The following is a 17,071-nucleotide window of genomic DNA, read 5'->3' as shown; positions in this document are numbered from 1 at the left end:
GCCTTTCGAGCTTATTTAGCCATAGTTTTATCCCTTATCGCTTTAAACTCCGAACCAGGCTTCCAGCCAGGGAAGATGATTTCATTACCCAATTTGGTACCTATCCTGAAAAGAATATCGGCAATTTGGGCCATACCTGTTGCGTCCATATCCGGCATGTAATTATCGGCCTGCTGATGGTAGCGGTTTTCGTTATAATCTTTTTCTTTATCGGCGCCATAGGTACCATCATGTAACTTGCTGATGCTACCTATATTAATATCAAGCGCAGGCACACCCAGTTTGGCAAAATTGAAATGATCTGACCGGTAATAGCTTCCGGAGCCGGGTGTACGGTCGCCAACCGTAGTTAGCCCGTCCTGCTGTGCGATATCACCTACGTAGTCCTCCAGTTCATTTTGCCCTTTACCGGTTATGGCAATGTCCTTGGTTTCGCCATAATCGCCAATGGCGTCGATGTTTAAATCGGCAACGGTTTTGTTTAGGGGATAAATAAGGTGGGTTGCATAATATTCAGATCCTAATAAACCCTGTTCTTCGCCCGTAACCGCTAAAAAAACAATGGAACGCTGCGGTTTTGCCGCCGATTTTTTAAACGCGTTGGCTATCCCGATAATGGATGCCACGCCATCGGCATTATCAATTGCCCCGTTGTAAATGCTATCTCCCTTCGCGTTAGGTTTGCCAATTCCCAAATGATCCCAATGGGCGGTATACAACACGCACTCGGTTGGCCTGGCGCTACCTTTTAAAATGCCAATGACGTTATGAGATGTAGAATATTTTAGTTTGGTGTTAACGGTTAAGTTAACAGTCCTGTTAAGCGGAATAGCCTTAAAATTTTTATCGCGGGCAATGGCGCGAAGATCTCCGTTGATGCCGGCATCTGCGAAAAGTTTTTTGGCGGCATCTTCGGTAATCCATCCCTCAACCTTACAGCGGTTCATGTGCTTGTCGGGTTGTGTTAAATAAAGTTTTGCTCCCGAGTTACTGTTCGAAACAACATTCCAGCCATAGCTTGCAGGCGCTGTTTGGTGAACTATGATAACCCCCGCGGCACCCTGGCGGGCGGCTTCTTCAAATTTATAAGTCCAGCGGCCGTAATAGGTCATGGTATCGCCCTTAAACAAATCCTTCCGGCCCGATTTAAAGCCCGGATCATTTACCAGCACCACAACCGTTTTGCCTTTTACATCCAGCCCTGCATAATCATTCCAATGGTATTCGGGTGCTACAACACCATATCCGGCAAAAACCAAAGGAGAGTTTTTAAGCTCAACAGTAGCTACCTCGCGGCGGGTGAAAGCTACAAAATCGCTGGTAACATGCAGGCTTAACGGCGATTTACCTCCGCTGATCTCCATGGTTGGCGATGGCGTACTGGTAACCTCAACCATAGGAACATCCTGGTAGTAACTGCCATTATTTCCTGGCTCTAACCCTGCTTTTTTAAACTCAGATGAGATGTAGGCAATGGCTTTGTTCTCTCCGGCGGTAAAAGGCTTGCGGCCCATCATCGAATCGGCTGCCAGTACCGCTATTTTTTCTTTGATTTCTTCGGGGCTGATGGCCTTGGCTGCCTCTTCCGTTTTTTTATCGTGTTTACAACCCGTAAATACAACGGCGCCGAATAATAATAAAAAACAAAATTGTTTAATATTCATATAGGTGGTGTTTTGTCAAATGTAATTAATTGGGGTTGATTATAAAAGCCGCCCCAATTGTAGTATCAACGATAAATTGACGGATTGTATTTAGCCCAAAGCCCTAAGTGCTAATTCAAAAAAATCAACTTTAGACTTACGACTTAGTACTTTAGACTTACCACTATTGCTTAATGCCGTATTTGCGCGCAATTTGCGGGTACACATCAATCAGCGCGTTTGATTTTCCGTCCCTGTCAAAAATCTGTTCCCAGGTGCTCAGCGGCTCCCATATAAATGAACCGATACCTTTTCCGCCAGGTACTGTAAATGCAATATCGTTAACTTCTTTTTTTAGTTGAGTATACTCGGCAACCATAACCTGTTTATGATAACGATGGGCCATATCGGCCATGTTGGCTTTCAAATCATCCGGGGTGCCATGCCATTTGGGATAGTATGACAGCCCTATCACATCAAACGGCAAATTTCTCGCCGCCATGTTATCCATAAAAAAGCGCGACTCGAGGTTTTGACCGCCCAGGGCAATATGCACCATGATGATGGTTTTCGGGCTAACGGCCTTTACGCCTTTTATCCCGGCATAAATGAGCTGCGCCAGGCTATCCAGGTTGTTAATCTGCCCTTCGGGCCAAATCATTCCATGATTAATCTCGTTGCCAACCTGTACCATATCGGGCGTGGTGTGTTGATCTTTCAGCTGTTGCATCACCATAGTGGCATAATCCTGCACCGATTTTTTTAGGGTGATAAAGTCCTGCCCAACCCAGGCTGCCGGTTTGTTTTGCTGCTGCGGATCGGCCCAGTAATCGCTGTAATGAAAATCGAGCAGTAGCTTCATCCCCGCAGCTTTTACGCGTTTGGCCATTTGCCGGGTGTGCTCCAGGTCGCAAAATCCCTTTGTTGGCGAATACCCTTTGGGCCCGGCTGGGTCGTTAAAAATACGCAGCCGGATGTAGTTGAAGCCATGCTCCTTCAATATCTGAATGGCATCTTTTTCAACGCCTTTATCACTGAATTTAACCCCTTTTGCTTCCAGCTCGGGCAGGAAAGATATATCTGCACCCAATATTTTGTCAGTCACCTTTTTGGCAACGTACTTATCGTTGGTTACCTTATCTGGGTTTCCTGGCTGTACGGTGTGAATTTCGGTTGATCCGGCCCATAAGCTATCGCTTTTAGCCTCAAATTTTATATGGCCACGGGTACGCCCTGCGATTAACTTTACCCAAAGCCCGCCGTTTTTCATGCTGGCCCGCGCCGATGTATCAGTTATTGTAGCTGCAGCATCCGCTTTGCCGGATGTTGTTATTGCCGCTATCCGCGCATCGCCCAGTACCGAAAAACGGATAGGGTTACGGGCCGTTTTTACTTCGTCGCCTTTACTGTCAATTACCACCACTTTAATCATTACATCGTCGGTACCATTGGCAATAACGGTAGTTTTATAAGGGGTAAGTTGTACCTCGGCCGGCTGACCGGCGGCCTTCACCGCCCGGCGACGCTGGCCAAACGAAGCAGAAGCCAATAAAAGCAGGGAACCAATGACAATAAAAGAGAAAGAGGATCTTAACATAACTTTATAAATGGTTAATAAAGATAATGCTTTACAGGCGTCGATGTAAAACTATCGGCAATGGATAACATGATCTTTACAAAGGCTATGTTCGGATTGTTTTATCACCAGTTTCTTTTGTACCATCGTTTTAGCCAGGCGAAAAAGGCAATGCGCTGCCAGGCAACCTCGGCACTAAGCAGGGCGATGATTGCGAATACAGACGCCTTTATGGCATCGCCCTCTGAAGAGAAGGTTCCGGCCAGGGCTATCACATATACCAGAACTGGAAGCATTAAAAGGATACAAAGCCCCGGCACGCCCAGGGGGATTTTGAATGGCCTTGCGCTGTCGGGTTCTTTTATGCGCAGTTTTACCAGCGAAATATATTCTAATGAAAGACCTGCCCCATACACGGTTACGTCGATAATAAACAATTCGCCCAATTTCCATAATATCATAAAACTTACCACCAGCGAGCAAATAATGATGGATACAAAGGGCGTGTTAAACCGTTTATGTAAACGGTTGATTCCTGCCGACAGCAGCTTGTCCTGGGCCATTACGTGCGGCACCCGCGAAACAGATAACAGCACAGCGGCGTAAATACCTAAGGAGCTTGCCATACCGCCTACTGCAACTACAACGCCGAGCCAATGTCCGGCTATTAACACGCCCAGGGCCGGCATTCCTTCATCGGTAAATTTGGTATGATTGATGCCCGATTGCTGGGCTACCCAGGTTATAAAAAAGTAAACCATTATAACCAGCGTAAACGCGATGATTATGGATAGAATATAGGAGCGTACCGGCCGCTCTACCTCCTCGGCATAGGTTGTCACGTTGTCCCAGCCCAGGCAATTCCACATCACGGTATACAATGCCATCCCGAACGATGGAAATGTGAGGCCCTTAAAAGATGGTGCAGGCAGCGTTAATGACCCGCTATGGTGATGAAGGGCCAGTACAATTACTATAACCACGGGAGCCAGTACAATGGCGCTTAAAAATAAGCTTGCTTTGCCCACAGGTACAATACCCAATATATTTAAGCCCGCTGAAGCCCAAATGACAATTAAACAAACCTGTATTTTATATTGAGTCAGTTCGGGGTAAAAAAAGGAAGCATACATTACAAACAACACGGGGTAAATGGCCAGGTCTACAAATGTATAAAGCCAGGTCCACCAGCCTTCATAAAAACCCCAGCGGATGCCAAGTGCGTGTTTTACCCATTTATAATAACCGCCATTAACGGGCATCATACTGTTTAATTCCAATACGGTTAATATGGCAGGCACATCCCATAAAAGCGGCGTAATTAACAGGATAATCAATGCGGCATGATCGCCGGCATAGCTTAACAAAGGTTCCAGGCCATAAGGCCCACCGGATACGGTAAAGAAGATAACAGCAATAAGCTGTATGGGCCTTATCTTTTTTAATGCGGCGGGTGATGGCATAGGGTATAAAAATATAACTTAAGCGGTAATAAGCATATTTTTAACCACAACTTCTATCTAAAAAATAAAAATGAATGAGTTTTAACCCTTTGGTAAGAAAAGAGCCCGGTTATTCATAATGGCCACGAAGAGAATATATATTTATAATTTCATTCACCACATCGTATATTATTCGATGTTCGGAGTTGATGCGTCTTGACCACCTGCCCGGATAGTTTATATTTAAGGGGCTCTGGTTTTCCGATGCCCTCAAAAGGATGAACTTTCATGTCGGCCAATATCTGTTGAATCTTTTTCTGAACAGCTTTGTTGCCAGACTTTTTCCAATATTCAAAGTCCTTTATGGCTTTTTCATATAAATCTATTTCCATAGATTATCGGTGTCGATCCTAACGCCCTTTTTTCCGGCTTTCCTCGCAGCTACACCTTCCAGTACTTGTTCTACAAAAACTGGATTGTAAGTGTCTTTATCATGTTTCTCAAAATTAATTTTGAGGGCCTTTAAAAACGCCTTGATTGCTGCAGATTGCTCTTTGTTTTCGGGATGCACAACAATTGTTTCCATAAACAAATTTAGCTAAATTAATATGTAAATACCAGTCAGGTATAACACAAAAAAAGCCCCGATATCCCGGGGCTTTCAACAATCTAAATTGCGTAATTACAAACTCAGCCACTTCTTGCGCACGGCCAGCTGCTGTGCCGATGGGCTGTCAACAGGTACTATTTTATATTTTACCCTGTTGCTTTTCAACAGCGTTACCGGCAAGGTAACAGATTGCCCGTCGCGGTTAACGGTTACCTGTATTTTGTCGCCTGGTTTTTTGCCGGTTATCAGGTTTGAGCCATCGGATATCGGGTTGTCGTCAATTGCGGTTATTTCGTCGCCAACGTTAACCCCATCTATATATGCTGCAGTGCCACGGGTTACGCTGGTGACCATTACTTTTTTGGCTGCGGTGGTGCCGGTGGTAATACCCAGGGCTGCATCATTGTTATCGGCCAGTTCATCAACTATTTTGTATCCGGCGTAACCCAGGTATTTGTTGTAGTCAACAGGGTCAAGGCCGTTTATGTATTTTTTATAAAAATCATCCAATTTTTTACCTGCAAACATTTCAAATCCTTTTTTAAACTCAGCATCGGTATAGCCACGTTTTTTGGTTTTGTAATAGGTTACATACATGTACTTCATTACATCGTCAAGATTGTGTTTTTGGGCCGAGTTGTTAATGATCTCCAAATCCAGCATCATGCCAATTATTGCGCCCTTGGTGTAATAAGAAATGGTGGTATTGTTTGAGTTTTCGTTGGGGCGGTATGCTTTTATCCAGGCATCAAAACTCGATTCGGCTACGGTTTGCACGTTTTTGCCGGGCAGGTTTTCTAATACGTTAAACTCGTTGGCAATTTGTTCCAGGTAGTTTTCGGGGGGATAAAGATTGGTGCGACGAACGGCTACCTCCTGGTAATATTCGGTAAAGCCCTCGGCAATCCATAGGTTTGTGGTATAATTTTCATTGTCGTAATCAAATGGGCCTAATACTATCGGGCGCAAACGTTTCACATTCCAAAGGTGAAAGTGCTCATGCGCTACCAGCCCCAAAAAACCCTGGTATCCTTTTTCGTTACCGTAATTATCGCGGCCAATACCCAAAACAGTCGACGCAAGATGCTCTATGCCGCCTCCGCCACGCAAATGATTGTGTATAATAAAAGTGTAATGCTTATTAGGGTTTTCGCCAAATATGGCCGCTTCCTGCTGAATAATTGCATGCATGTCTTTTTTAATGCGCTCTTTATCATAGTTGCCGCCGCCGTACATACATACTTCATATTTAACGCCGTCAACGTCAAACCCAAAAATGTCCTGGTTGCCCACTTCAATAGGCGAATCGAACAAAATATCAAAATTTGGCGAGTGGCGTACAAAAGGGTTGCCGTTAACCATCTCCAAACTGGATGAAACTTTTGCCCAGTCACTATAGGGTGTTATGGTGATGCTTGCCGGCGAGTGCAACATATTGGCAGGATAAATAAATATCCCGGATGTTGATAAAAAAGCGTGTGTTACATCAATATAACTGGTGCGAACCGACACCTCGTTGGCGTAAACGCGGTACCTGATGGTAACGGCGGCTACACCTTTGGTAGTAATGCGCCAGGTGTTTTTATTGATTTTGGGCGAGGCTACCATTTTGCCGTTGATGCTGGCGCTAAAGGCCTCGATGTTTTTGGCAAACTCCCTCACCAGGTATGAGCCGGGTGTCCAAACGGGCATTTTCAGGTCAAGGGTGGTTTGCTTAAGCCCGGTGATATTCATCTCTATTTCGGCATAATGGGCCTGGGCTTCAGGGAATGAAACGGAGTACGATATATTTGTTTGGGGTTGCGCCTTACTGGCGTTTACATTCATAAAAAGTAAAATTAATGATACAGTCGCGGTCAGCTTAATTGGTTTCATGTGTGCAAGTTATAAAAATTATAGTTTTTTAAAATATCGGGCTGTTTTACACTTGTAAAATGGTTGATACATGCAACTAATTAACGCGGTGGCTCAGTATGTTTGCTGCCGCTTATTTAAAATGCAGCTGATAGAACCCATATCCCGAAAACTGATACGTTTAGGTAAGTTATATCTTAACGTGCTGGCAAAGCATACCGCACACCTGGATGTTACCCGGTACCATTTTATTCTGTCGCTTATATATTACCATGACGGGCAGCTTACCCAGAACGCACTGGCGCAAATACTGGATAAGGACAAATCGGCGATGGTAAGTATTATTAATATGCTTACCGCGAAAGGTTTTGTTTACCGAGAAAGCAACCCTAACGACCGCCGCGAGCATTTGCTGCGGGTTACCGAAAAGGCAAAGCTGGCAGTGCCGCAGATTGTGGAAACTTTTGAGCAGATCAACGCGGATATTACCAGGGGTATATCGGCCCATGAAATGAAAATATTTGAAAGCGTATTGCAAAAAATGCAGGCGAACATAAAGCCAAGTACAACCGAACCCAATTTAAAAATCACAAAATGATTGTTGATTAAATATGAAAGCAAAATATATCATTTACACGGCGCTGGCCTTGCTGGTTGCTTATTTGGTTTACAACAAATTCTTTAGCAAAAGCGCTAAAGAAAGCGCGGCTGCCCAGGCTGGGGGCAAAAGCGGCAAAAAAAAGAACGGCCCGGTAAACGTTAACATCATGATTGTGAAGGATACCACCGTAAACAATATTATTGATGTAACCGGCAGCATTGATGCCAACGAAAAAGTGAGTTTGGTAAGCCAGACTGCAGGCAATATCACCGGCATTTATTTTAATGAAGGCAGCAAGGTGCAAAAAGGACAGTTACTGGTTAAAGTATACAACCAGGATTTGGAAGCATCATTGGCCCAAAACCAATACCAGGTAACACTGGCCAAACAGGTGGAGTACCGTAATAAGGTATTGCTGCAAAAGGAAGCCATAAGCCAGGAAGAATACGATACTTCGTTAACTTCACTAAACTCATTAAAAGCGGCGGCCGACGTAATTAAAGCACAAATATCCCGTACCGAAATCAGGGCGCCGTTTTCGGGCACCATTGGTTTAAGGAATGTGAGCCCCGGCAGCTATTTGTCGCCGGCATCGCCTATTGCGCAGCTGGTAAATATCGATCCGGCAAAAATCACATTCTCAGTTCCTGAGCGATACCTAACCATACTCGGTGTAGGCAGCAAAATAAGGTTTAATACCGAAAGTTCGAGGGAAAACTTTACCGGAACAGTGTACGCTATCGAGCCATCTATTGATGTAAACTCGCGCACCATTACCGTACGGGCGAAAGCGCCAAACCCCAAAGGCTTATTAACCGCGGGCGGTTTTGCTAAAATTAATTTAACACTCGACCAGATTCCCAAAACCATCCTGTTACCAACGGAAGCCGTTATTCCTGATCTGAAAAGCAGTATTGTATATGTTGCCCATAACGGCATTGCTGTAGCAAGACCGGTAAAAACCGACATGCGGACAGACACTAAAATACAGGTTATTGATGGTTTAAAGCCTGGCGATAGCGTAGTGGTTTCGGGCTTGATACAGATGAGGGCTAAAGTTCCTTTAAAAATTATTAAAGTAATAAAGTAACACCATGAGTTTATCCTCAGTTAGTATAAAACGGCCGGTATTGGCAACAGTAATGTCGGTAGTTATTGTTGTGTTTGGTATTATCGGCTATAAATTTTTGGGAGTGAGGGATTTTCCCTCGGTCGATCCGCCAATTATTTCGGTATCTACCAGTTACTCGGGCGCCAATGCCGATGTAATTGAATCGCAGATAACCGAACCGCTGGAAAAATCAATCAACGGGGTACCGGGTATCCGTAATATTTCATCAACCAGTTCGGTTGGATCAAGTAATATTACGGTGGAGTTTGACCTGGATGCCGATTTGGAAACTGCCGCTAACGATGTGCGTGATAAAGTATCGCAGGCGCAGCGCCAGTTGCCGCAGGATATTAACGCCCCGCCGGTGGTTACCAAAGCTGATGCCAGCGCCGACCAGATCATCACCCTGACGGTAAGCAGCGACAAACGTAATATTAACCAGCTGGATGATTATGCCGAAAACGTATTACAGGAAGGTTTGCAAACTATCCCCGGTGTAAGTACCATCAATATTCAGGGCCAGCGCCAGTACGCCATGCGCTTATGGATAGATCCTAACAAATTATCGGCGCTCGGTTTAACTGCTACAGATATTGGAGCCGCATTAGCCAAGGAAAATGTTGAATTACCAGCCGGTAAAATTGAGGGCAATAATACCGAGGTGACTATCAGAGCGCTTGGCAAGCTATCAACCGAAAAAGATTTTAACAACCTGATCATTCGTGCCGATAGCAGCCGGGTTATCCACCTGAGTGATATCGGTTACGCTGTTTTAGGCTCGGCAAATGAAGAAACGATATTCAAGGAATCTGGGGTGCCCATGGTGGGCCTGGCTATAGTACCGCAGCCCGGAGCTAATTACGTACAAATAGCCAAAGATTTTTATGCCCGGTTAAAACAGATCCAGAAAGATTTGCCCCCCGATATTAAGGTAAAAGTGGCCTTGGATAATACACGGTTTATTAACCAGTCAATCACAGAAGTGCAGGAAACCTTAATTATTTCTTTTGTGCTGGTGGTTATTATTATTTACCTGTTCTTCCGCGATTGGCTTATTGCCTTCCGCCCGCTGATAGATATCCCGGTATCATTGATCGGTGCTTTTTTCATTATGTATGTGTTTGGCTTTTCAATCAATATTTTAACCCTGCTGGGTATTGTACTGGCAACAGGACTGGTGGTTGATGATGGTATTGTGGTAACAGAAAACATTTACAAAAAAGTAGAGGCGGGCATGGCAATCCGTAAAGCGGCCTTTGAGGGTTCGGCCGAGATCTTCTTCGCGGTAGTATCAACTTCGGTTACTTTGGCTGCTGTGTTTTTACCCATTGTGTTTTTGCAAGGCTTTACAGGCAGGCTGTTCCGCGAGTTTGCGGTAGTAGTGGCCGGGGCGGTTTTAATATCGGCCTTTGTGTCGTTATCGTTAACACCGATGCTGAACGTGAAGCTGATCCGTAAAAACAATAAAAAATCGAGGTTTTATGAAAAAACCGAGCCGTTTTTTGTTAACATGACCACTTCCTATACCGAAACGCTGGTTAAATTTATGAAAGTGCGTTGGGTTTCATTTGTTATCCTGGCGGTATCATTGCTTATAATTGGGATATTGGTGAAAGTTATCCCATCAGAACTGGCCCCGCTTGACGACAGAAGCTTATTGCGTTACAGCGTAACCGGATCTGAAGGCGCGACATATGAGTACATGACCCGGTATATGGACAAGGTATCTAACATGGTAGCCGATTCTATCCCGGAAGCCAATATTAACCTCGAGATCGTTTCGCCTTCATTTGGCGGCAGCGGCGCGGCAAACACCGGTTTCGGGCGTGTTGGTCTGGTGCCGCCAGATCAGCGTACCCGAACCCAGCAGCAACTGGCCGACTGGATGAACAAAAAATTAAGCAAAATGCCCGATGCCCGGGCCATTGTAGTGCAGGAGCAAACTATAAGCGGCGGTGGCAGCGGCGCACGTACATCGTTACCGGTGCAGTATGTTATACAAAACCAGGATTTTGAAAAGATAAGAAAAGTACTGCCCAAGTTTTTTGCCGAGGTATCCCGTAGCCCTGTTTTCCAGGGAACGGATGTGAACCTTAAATTTACCAAGCCCGAATTAAGGGTGGTTACAGATCGTGACAGGGCGCGCGATTTAGGGGTTTCTGTGGATGATATAGCGCAAACCCTGCAGTTGTATTATAGTGCCGGCCGTTTAGATTACTTCCTCATTAACGGCAAGCAATACCAGGTAATAGCCCAGGTTGACAGGGCCAACCGCGATCAACCGCTCGACCTGAAATCGGTATATGTGCGCAGCACCAAAGGCAACCTGGTACAATTAGATAATGTGGTGAAAATAACGGAGGGCGCTACGCCGCCGGCCATTTACCACTTTAACCGCTATAAATCGGCCACCATACAGGCAGGCCTGGCGCCGGGCAAAACGGTTGGCGATGGTATTGCCGAGATGGACCGGATTTCCAAAAGCCTGCTCGACGAGACATTCAGTACCGCCCTTAGCGGTCCATCGCGGGATTATGCCGAAGGATCATCAAATATCTTATTTGCTTTTGGCTTTGCCCTTTTGCTGATATACCTGGTTTTGGCGGCCCAGTTTGAAAGCTTTATGGATCCATTCATCGTGATGCTTACCGTGCCGCTGGCAATCTCCGGGGCGTTTTTATCATTATGGTTGTTCAATCAAACGTTGAATATTTTTAGCGAGATAGGGATCATTACCCTGGTTGGGCTGGTAACCAAAAACGGGATCCTGATAGTAGAGTTTGCCAACCAGCGCATGGAACATGGCATTGCTAAATATGAAGCCGCTGTTGAAGCCGCCACAGCCCGCCTGCGCCCGATATTGATGACCAGCCTGGCCGTAGTATTAGGCTCGGTGCCAATTGCTTTCGCATTGGGCGCCGGCGCAAAAAGCAGGGTGTCATTAGGGATTGTTATTATGGGGGGGATGTTGTTCTCGCTGGTATTAACACTTTATATTATCCCATTAATGTACGTGATCTTCGCATCAAAAACCCGCCGCGACCCTGAAGAAGAGCCGGAGGAAGAAACGGCGCCAGAAAAAAAAGAAATAAAATTGATTGAAAACCTTTAAGCGATATGATCATTAAAAAAACAGCTTTCCTGGTTTTTTGCTGCATCCTACTACGGATGTACACCAGCGCGCAGGAAGCCCCGATGCTTACGTTAAAAGAAGCGGTGGAAATAGCGTTAAAAAACAATTACAATATAAAGCTTTCGCAAAATAACAAAACCATCGCGGTCAATAATGTTACGCTTGGCAACGCCGGCGTTTTGCCAAAGGTTAACGGTAATTTTGCATCAACCAACAGCCGGTTAACTACCAAACAAACCCGTACTGATGGTACGGTTAATAATATTCACAATGCCCCCAACACAGGTATCAACTACGGCGTTGCCCTTAACTGGACAATTTTTGATGGTTTTAACATGTTTGCCACGTACGACCAGTTGAAACAACTTGATCAGCTGGGGACACTACGATTGCAGGATACCATTCAGCGCACCGTAGCCAGCGTAATTACTACTTATTATGATCTCATCAGCCAAAACGAGCAGATTAAGGCTTTGAAGGGCGCGATAGATATTTCGCGCACCCAGCTGCGTTATGCCAACGATAAATTTCATGTAGGGCGGGCTTCACGGCTTGATGTTTTAAACGCCCAGGTAAACTTAAATACAGATACAGCCAACCTGGTTAACCAATACCAGGTTTTTAAAACAACCAAAATCCAGCTTAACCAAATCCTCATTCGCGATTTGCAAACCGATTTTTCTGTTGCCGATACCATTGTGGTTGATGACAAATTGTTGCTGGGTAATATTTTAAGCAGCGCGCAATCGCAAAATCCAACTATATTATCCGCCCAGTTAAACCGCCGCCTTGCCGAAATTAATCTTAAGCAGGTAAAATCAACCCGCTATCCGCAGGTGGCCGTAACAACAGGATATACTTTTAGTGATAATAAAACGCCGGCCGGTTTTACTTTGCAGCAAAACCAGCATGGGTTAAATTATGGCCTTACCGCAACCATTAATATTTTTGATGGCTTTAATCAAACCCGCAGGGAGCGGAACGCCAAAATCCAGATAGATAATGCCAACATTAGCGCTAAACAGGTGCAGCTTAATATCGAAGCACAGGTAAATAGTTTATATGCTTCATATTTGTCGGGTCTTGACCTGATGGCTTTAGGCCAGGCAAACGTGGTTATCGCGAAGAAGAATCTCGACATATCCTTAGAAAAATATAAGCTGGGAAATATCACTCCGCTCGAAATCCGCGAGGCACAGCGCAACTATCTTGCCGCCCAATCAACTTTTTTTGCCGCCCAGTATCAATCCAAACAAGCAGAAATCACACTAAAACAGATAACCAGCAGTATAAATATTCAGTAGCGGATTATTTTATTTTAAATATAAAAACACATATATTTGAAAACATGTCAAATCCCTACAAAACCTGTCTGTTGATTGACGATAACTACATCGACAACTTTGTTACGCGCAAGGTTTTGGAGGCAAGTAACTTTGCCGAAACGATAGTTGTGCGCCAATCGCCAACAGAAGCGATTGATTCCCTGAGATTTGGTATTGTTAAGCCCGATGTGATTTTCCTTGATATCCGGATGCCCACGATGAGCGGGTTTGAATTTTTAAAGGAGTTTGATTTGTTGGATATTGATAAAAAGGGCATTAAAATATTTATGCTTTCATCGTCACTTGACCCTGTTGACATGAAACAATCAGCCAATAACAAATATATTACCCAGTTTATCCATAAGCCATTAACTTTAAAGGCCCTTGAAGAACTTAGTGCATGATTTTAGTAGCCGATAGCGGATCGTCAAAAACAGACTGGTTACTACACATTCCTCAACAGCAACCGGTATCATTTAAAACAGCGGGGCTAAACCCGTACTTTTTGGGCGAAAAAGAGATAGCCAAGATAATTGCCGACCAGGCGCCTGCAATGCTGGCTTATGGGGATGCAATTGAAGAGATTTATTTTTTTGGTGCCGGCTGTTCCAGCCCAGACAGGCATGAGATTGTTTCCAATGCCATCAGTCAGTATTTTCCCAAAGCTTATGTATCCGTTGATAGCGATCTATTGGGCTGTGCTTATGCAACCTGTGGCCACGAGAAGGGTATTTGTTGCGTAATGGGTACCGGATCAAATATCTCGTTTTTTGACGGGGAAGAAATTTTTGAGGGCCAGCACGGCTTAGGCTACGTTTTGGGCGACGAAGGGTCGGGCACCTGGTTTGGTAAAACCCTGATTACCGATTTTTTATATGGCCGTATGCCTGCCGAAATCAACGGGAAGTTTGAAAACGCCTACCACCTTAATAAAGATATCGTTATCAAAAATGTATATCAAAAGCCCAACGGGAATACCTACCTGGCTTCTTTTTCAAAATTTGTAAGCGAGATAAAAGCAACACCTTATGGGCAGGAGATATTGGAGCGCGGCCTGTTGGAGTTTATCGAAACTAATATCAAATCGTACCCCGAATACCACAAATACAAATGCCATTTTGTGGGATCAATAGCGTACTTTTTTAAAGACGAGCTTGCTGCGCTCTGCCATTCACATGGCGTAAAAACAGGCAAAATCATTAAACAGCCTATTACCGACTTGATGGCCTTTATTTTAAAAAGGAACGAAGGGTAGAAGTGCAGATATGAGGCAAATGTGTAGATTTCAAATTACAGATGTGCAGATGGCCGGGCCGTGCAAGATTGAATTATCTTTATTTATCGGTCTTTAAATGACAATCAAATAATTTACGCTTAAGGTTAGTTACCATTAATACTTTTTCACAGTTGAATAAAAATCGCGTTTTTTGGTAAAGAAGACTGCACAATAAAACCGCGCTTTATATTTTGAATAATCAACAAAGTGTGTGTACCGGTACGGGGTGGTACGCCCTGACACACCCTGGTACGGCCTGAAACACCCTGGTACGGGGTGGTACACCACCGATAGTTAATTTTTGTAATTCAAATTAAAAAATCCATTTCGCACAAAGAAGGTGAAAGGCAAAGCAGCTTCTTTTTTTGCTTCTTAGCCTCCATATAAATTTGGTTTACTAATGTTTTATACTTCTAATGAAGGGACAACGGCGTAACTCGCATGTCGGCGACGACTCACCCGGGCTGCATTGCGCTGGCCGACCCGCTCTCCGGCTTACGCCGCAAAGAGGGTAAACTTCATTTTTTATTTTTTCGCCCCTCTATGCGACGCAGTCGGATAGGAGGGGCAGACGGGCGCAGCGTAGCCGGGGTGAGTCGTCGCCGCCATGCGATATACCCCCTTCAGCATTTCGCCGGTTTTACCACTCTTGGCAAGGTTACGCAATGCCGTACCTATCCCTAAAAATATTCAGGTGATGCAACTCGTGCCCGGCCAGCATATATACAAAAGCCCGTACGGTAAAGCGACTGCTGCTGGCAATGCCATCGCGCAATAGCTGCTCATCACTAAAACCCTTAATCATGTAAAGGTTTGACAGGCGGGCAGCCCTAAACTCTTCGGCCAGGTTTTTAACGCTAATGTTGTTTACATCGTGATTGGCAACGTAAATATCCTGGTCAAAACCAGGCAACTCAATATGGTTGCGCGAAAAAACCAGGGCGCGGTATGCAAAAGTGCGCTCGGTATCAATCATGTGGCCAAGCGCTTGTTTAACTGTCCATTTGCCGGGAGCATAGGTGTACGCGCCCTGTTCTTCGGTCAGGCCGCTAAATAACTGATAGCTTGACACCATTAGCTGTTCAAGCTTTTCAATTACATTTTCATCGGGTACCAGCCCTATATAACCGGCCGCGAATGGCGAATATTCATCGCTCTTTGGTCTGCTTATCATTGCGTGTGTTTTTTAATACAATCCTAAAAGTTGTGCCTTTGCCCAGTTCCGAGTCTTTTACAAATATCTGCCCGTTATGGTAGTTATCTATCATCCTTTTGGTGAGCGAAAGGCCCAGGCCCCAGCCCCGTTTTCGGGTGGTGTAACCCGGTTGAAATACGGTGTCGAACTTGGAACGGGGAATACCTTTGCCTGTATCTGTTACATCAATAAACACCTGGTTTTTCACTTTATTACCGCTTATTTCCACTTTAATGGTGCCTTTGCCATCAATAGCGTTAACGGCATTTTTTAGCAGGTTTTCAATAACCCAGTCAAACAACGGGATATTAATGCCGGCCTTCAAATGCGGATTTCCGCTCATTTCAAAAGTGATATTTTTACTTACACGTACCCTAAAATAATCAACAAAATCTTTAACCACGGCGTAAACGCCATGCTCTTCAAGTACAGGCTTCGAGCCAATTTTTGAAAAACGGTCGGCAACAATTTCCAGTCGCTTTACATCGTTTTCCATTTCGGCAACCAGCACGTCATCCTCGGCGTTAAACTTCTCTTTCATCAACTCAATCCAGGCCATCAATGACGATATCGGGGTACCCAATTGATGAGCTGTCTCTTTGGCCAGCCCCACCCAAACCTGGTCCTGTTCCGATTTACGCGACGAGCTGAACGCGGTATAAGCCATCAGCAAAAACACGGCAATAACAGATAGCTGTACATACGGAAAAATCTTGAGCTGCGTTAATAGCGGCGAATCTTTATAATAAACAAAGTTTTCTTCGCCCAATATTTGCAGCCTGATAGGTTCGTGCTGCTTTTTCATGTATTCCAGCTCGTCCTTAAAATACTGCAGGTCGTATTTTTTACCGGGCGAAGGCAAATCAATATAGGTTTTGGTGGTATCCAGTCCGCGTGATAAACGAATATCGCCTTTGGCATCGGTAACAATGGCAGGCACCACCAGGCTATCGCGAACGGCAATTGTATATTTCAAAAAGTCGTTATCGTCGGAGTTCAGGATCTGTCGCATGCTCATGGCCCAAACCTGCGCACGGGTACGCTCGGACCGGGCTATATTTTTAACCAGGTAGCTGGTGTAAAATAACGAACCGCTGGCAATAACAGTCGCAAATGCGAGCAGTAAATACTTCCACCTTTTTTTTTGCTGATACGGGTTTATACTGGCCACGGTTCAAATAACGGGATTTTTTTAGATTTCAGATGTGCAAATTTCAGATATGCAGATGAATGAACGGTTTTAGGGCATTTTTCATATTACTATATACCAGGTAGTATCAAAAAAATCTGCACATCTGAAATCTG

At 44.7% G+C, this 17,071-nt stretch carries 14 protein-coding genes and 1 pseudogene; 6 read left to right on the top strand and 9 right to left on the bottom strand.

Annotated elements, in window-relative coordinates; genetic code table 11:
- Positions 1–11: 11 nt before the first annotated feature.
- The 7 genes and pseudogenes from ACFGVS_RS20065 to ACFGVS_RS20035 all read right to left on the bottom strand — a co-directional run bounded on the left by ACFGVS_RS20065 (position 12) and on the right by ACFGVS_RS20035 (position 7,146).
- Positions 12–1,664 carry a M28 family metallopeptidase gene (locus ACFGVS_RS20065; RefSeq protein WP_439695323.1) on the bottom strand — a complete coding sequence of 551 codons (1,653 nt, stop codon included), beginning with the start codon at positions 1,662–1,664 and terminating at the stop codon, positions 12–14.
- Positions 1,665–1,827: 163 nt separating this feature from the next.
- Positions 1,828–3,240, bottom strand: coding sequence for a glycosyl hydrolase 53 family protein (locus ACFGVS_RS20060; protein ID WP_439695322.1), 1,413 nt, complete (start codon positions 3,238–3,240; stop codon positions 1,828–1,830).
- Positions 3,241–3,344: 104 nt separating this feature from the next.
- Positions 3,345–4,682: an APC family permease gene (locus ACFGVS_RS20055; protein WP_439695321.1), complete on the bottom strand. Its 1,338-nt coding sequence runs from the start codon at positions 4,680–4,682 to the stop codon at positions 3,345–3,347.
- Positions 4,683–4,791: 109 nt separating this feature from the next.
- Positions 4,792–4,935, bottom strand: coding sequence for a type II toxin-antitoxin system YoeB family toxin (locus ACFGVS_RS20050; RefSeq protein WP_439695320.1), 144 nt, complete (start codon positions 4,933–4,935; stop codon positions 4,792–4,794).
- Positions 4,936–4,969: 34 nt separating this feature from the next.
- A pseudogene (locus ACFGVS_RS20045) lies at positions 4,970–5,053 on the bottom strand (Txe/YoeB family addiction module toxin); the annotation flags it as partial.
- Positions 5,044–5,247 (bottom strand): DUF2683 family protein, encoded by a 204-nt coding sequence (locus ACFGVS_RS20040; RefSeq protein ID WP_274210830.1) that lies wholly within the window; start codon positions 5,245–5,247, stop codon positions 5,044–5,046. The pseudogene ACFGVS_RS20045 and the gene ACFGVS_RS20040, both read right to left, overlap by 10 nt.
- A 96-nt stretch (positions 5,248–5,343) precedes the next feature.
- Positions 5,344–7,146, bottom strand: coding sequence for a M61 family metallopeptidase (locus ACFGVS_RS20035; RefSeq protein WP_439695319.1), 1,803 nt, complete (start codon positions 7,144–7,146; stop codon positions 5,344–5,346).
- A gap of 70 nt (positions 7,147–7,216) precedes the next feature.
- Between ACFGVS_RS20035 and ACFGVS_RS20030 the strand changes: the two genes are divergently transcribed.
- Genes ACFGVS_RS20030 through ACFGVS_RS20005 form a run of 6 tightly spaced genes read left to right on the top strand, consistent with a single transcriptional unit; the run spans position 7,217 to position 14,550 of the window.
- Positions 7,217–7,723, top strand: coding sequence for a MarR family winged helix-turn-helix transcriptional regulator (locus tag ACFGVS_RS20030; protein WP_274210828.1), 507 nt, complete (start codon positions 7,217–7,219; stop codon positions 7,721–7,723).
- Between the two features lie 13 nt (positions 7,724–7,736).
- On the top strand, positions 7,737–8,816 hold the full coding sequence (locus ACFGVS_RS20025; RefSeq protein WP_439695318.1) for an efflux RND transporter periplasmic adaptor subunit: 1,080 nt from the start codon (positions 7,737–7,739) through the stop codon (positions 8,814–8,816).
- Positions 8,817–8,820: 4 nt separating this feature from the next.
- A complete protein-coding gene (locus tag ACFGVS_RS20020; protein WP_439695317.1) occupies positions 8,821–11,949 on the top strand; it encodes an efflux RND transporter permease subunit in 3,129 nt (1,042 codons plus the stop codon).
- A 5-nt stretch (positions 11,950–11,954) separates the two neighbouring features.
- On the top strand, positions 11,955–13,274 hold the full coding sequence (locus ACFGVS_RS20015; RefSeq protein WP_439695316.1) for a TolC family protein: 1,320 nt from the start codon (positions 11,955–11,957) through the stop codon (positions 13,272–13,274).
- A gap of 44 nt (positions 13,275–13,318) precedes the next feature.
- Complete coding sequence (locus ACFGVS_RS20010) at positions 13,319–13,699, top strand: response regulator (RefSeq protein WP_090637883.1); 381 nt, start codon at positions 13,319–13,321, stop codon at positions 13,697–13,699.
- Positions 13,696–14,550 carry an N-acetylglucosamine kinase gene (locus tag ACFGVS_RS20005; protein ID WP_439695314.1) on the top strand — a complete coding sequence of 285 codons (855 nt, stop codon included), beginning with the start codon at positions 13,696–13,698 and terminating at the stop codon, positions 14,548–14,550. Before ACFGVS_RS20010 ends, ACFGVS_RS20005 begins: the two co-directional genes overlap by 4 nt.
- Before the next feature lie 679 nt (positions 14,551–15,229).
- Here the strand turns inward: ACFGVS_RS20005 and ACFGVS_RS20000 are convergent.
- Both ACFGVS_RS20000 and ACFGVS_RS19995 read right to left on the bottom strand, forming a co-directional pair.
- Positions 15,230–15,745, bottom strand: a complete 516-nt coding sequence (locus ACFGVS_RS20000; RefSeq protein ID WP_439695313.1) for a DinB family protein — start codon at positions 15,743–15,745, stop codon at positions 15,230–15,232.
- Entirely contained in the window at positions 15,720–16,928 is a 1,209-nt protein-coding gene (locus ACFGVS_RS19995; RefSeq protein ID WP_439699255.1) for a sensor histidine kinase, read from the bottom strand. The genes ACFGVS_RS20000 and ACFGVS_RS19995 overlap by 26 nt, the downstream gene beginning before the upstream one ends.
- Positions 16,929–17,071: the final 143 nt, after the last annotated feature.

Origin of the sequence: Mucilaginibacter sediminis, from assembly GCF_051903035.1 — a bacterium.
In the GTDB taxonomy this organism is placed as follows: Bacteria; Bacteroidota; Bacteroidia; order Sphingobacteriales; family Sphingobacteriaceae; genus Mucilaginibacter.
Note: the sequence above shows the minus strand (reverse complement) of the source record. Positions and strands in the feature narration are given on the sequence as shown.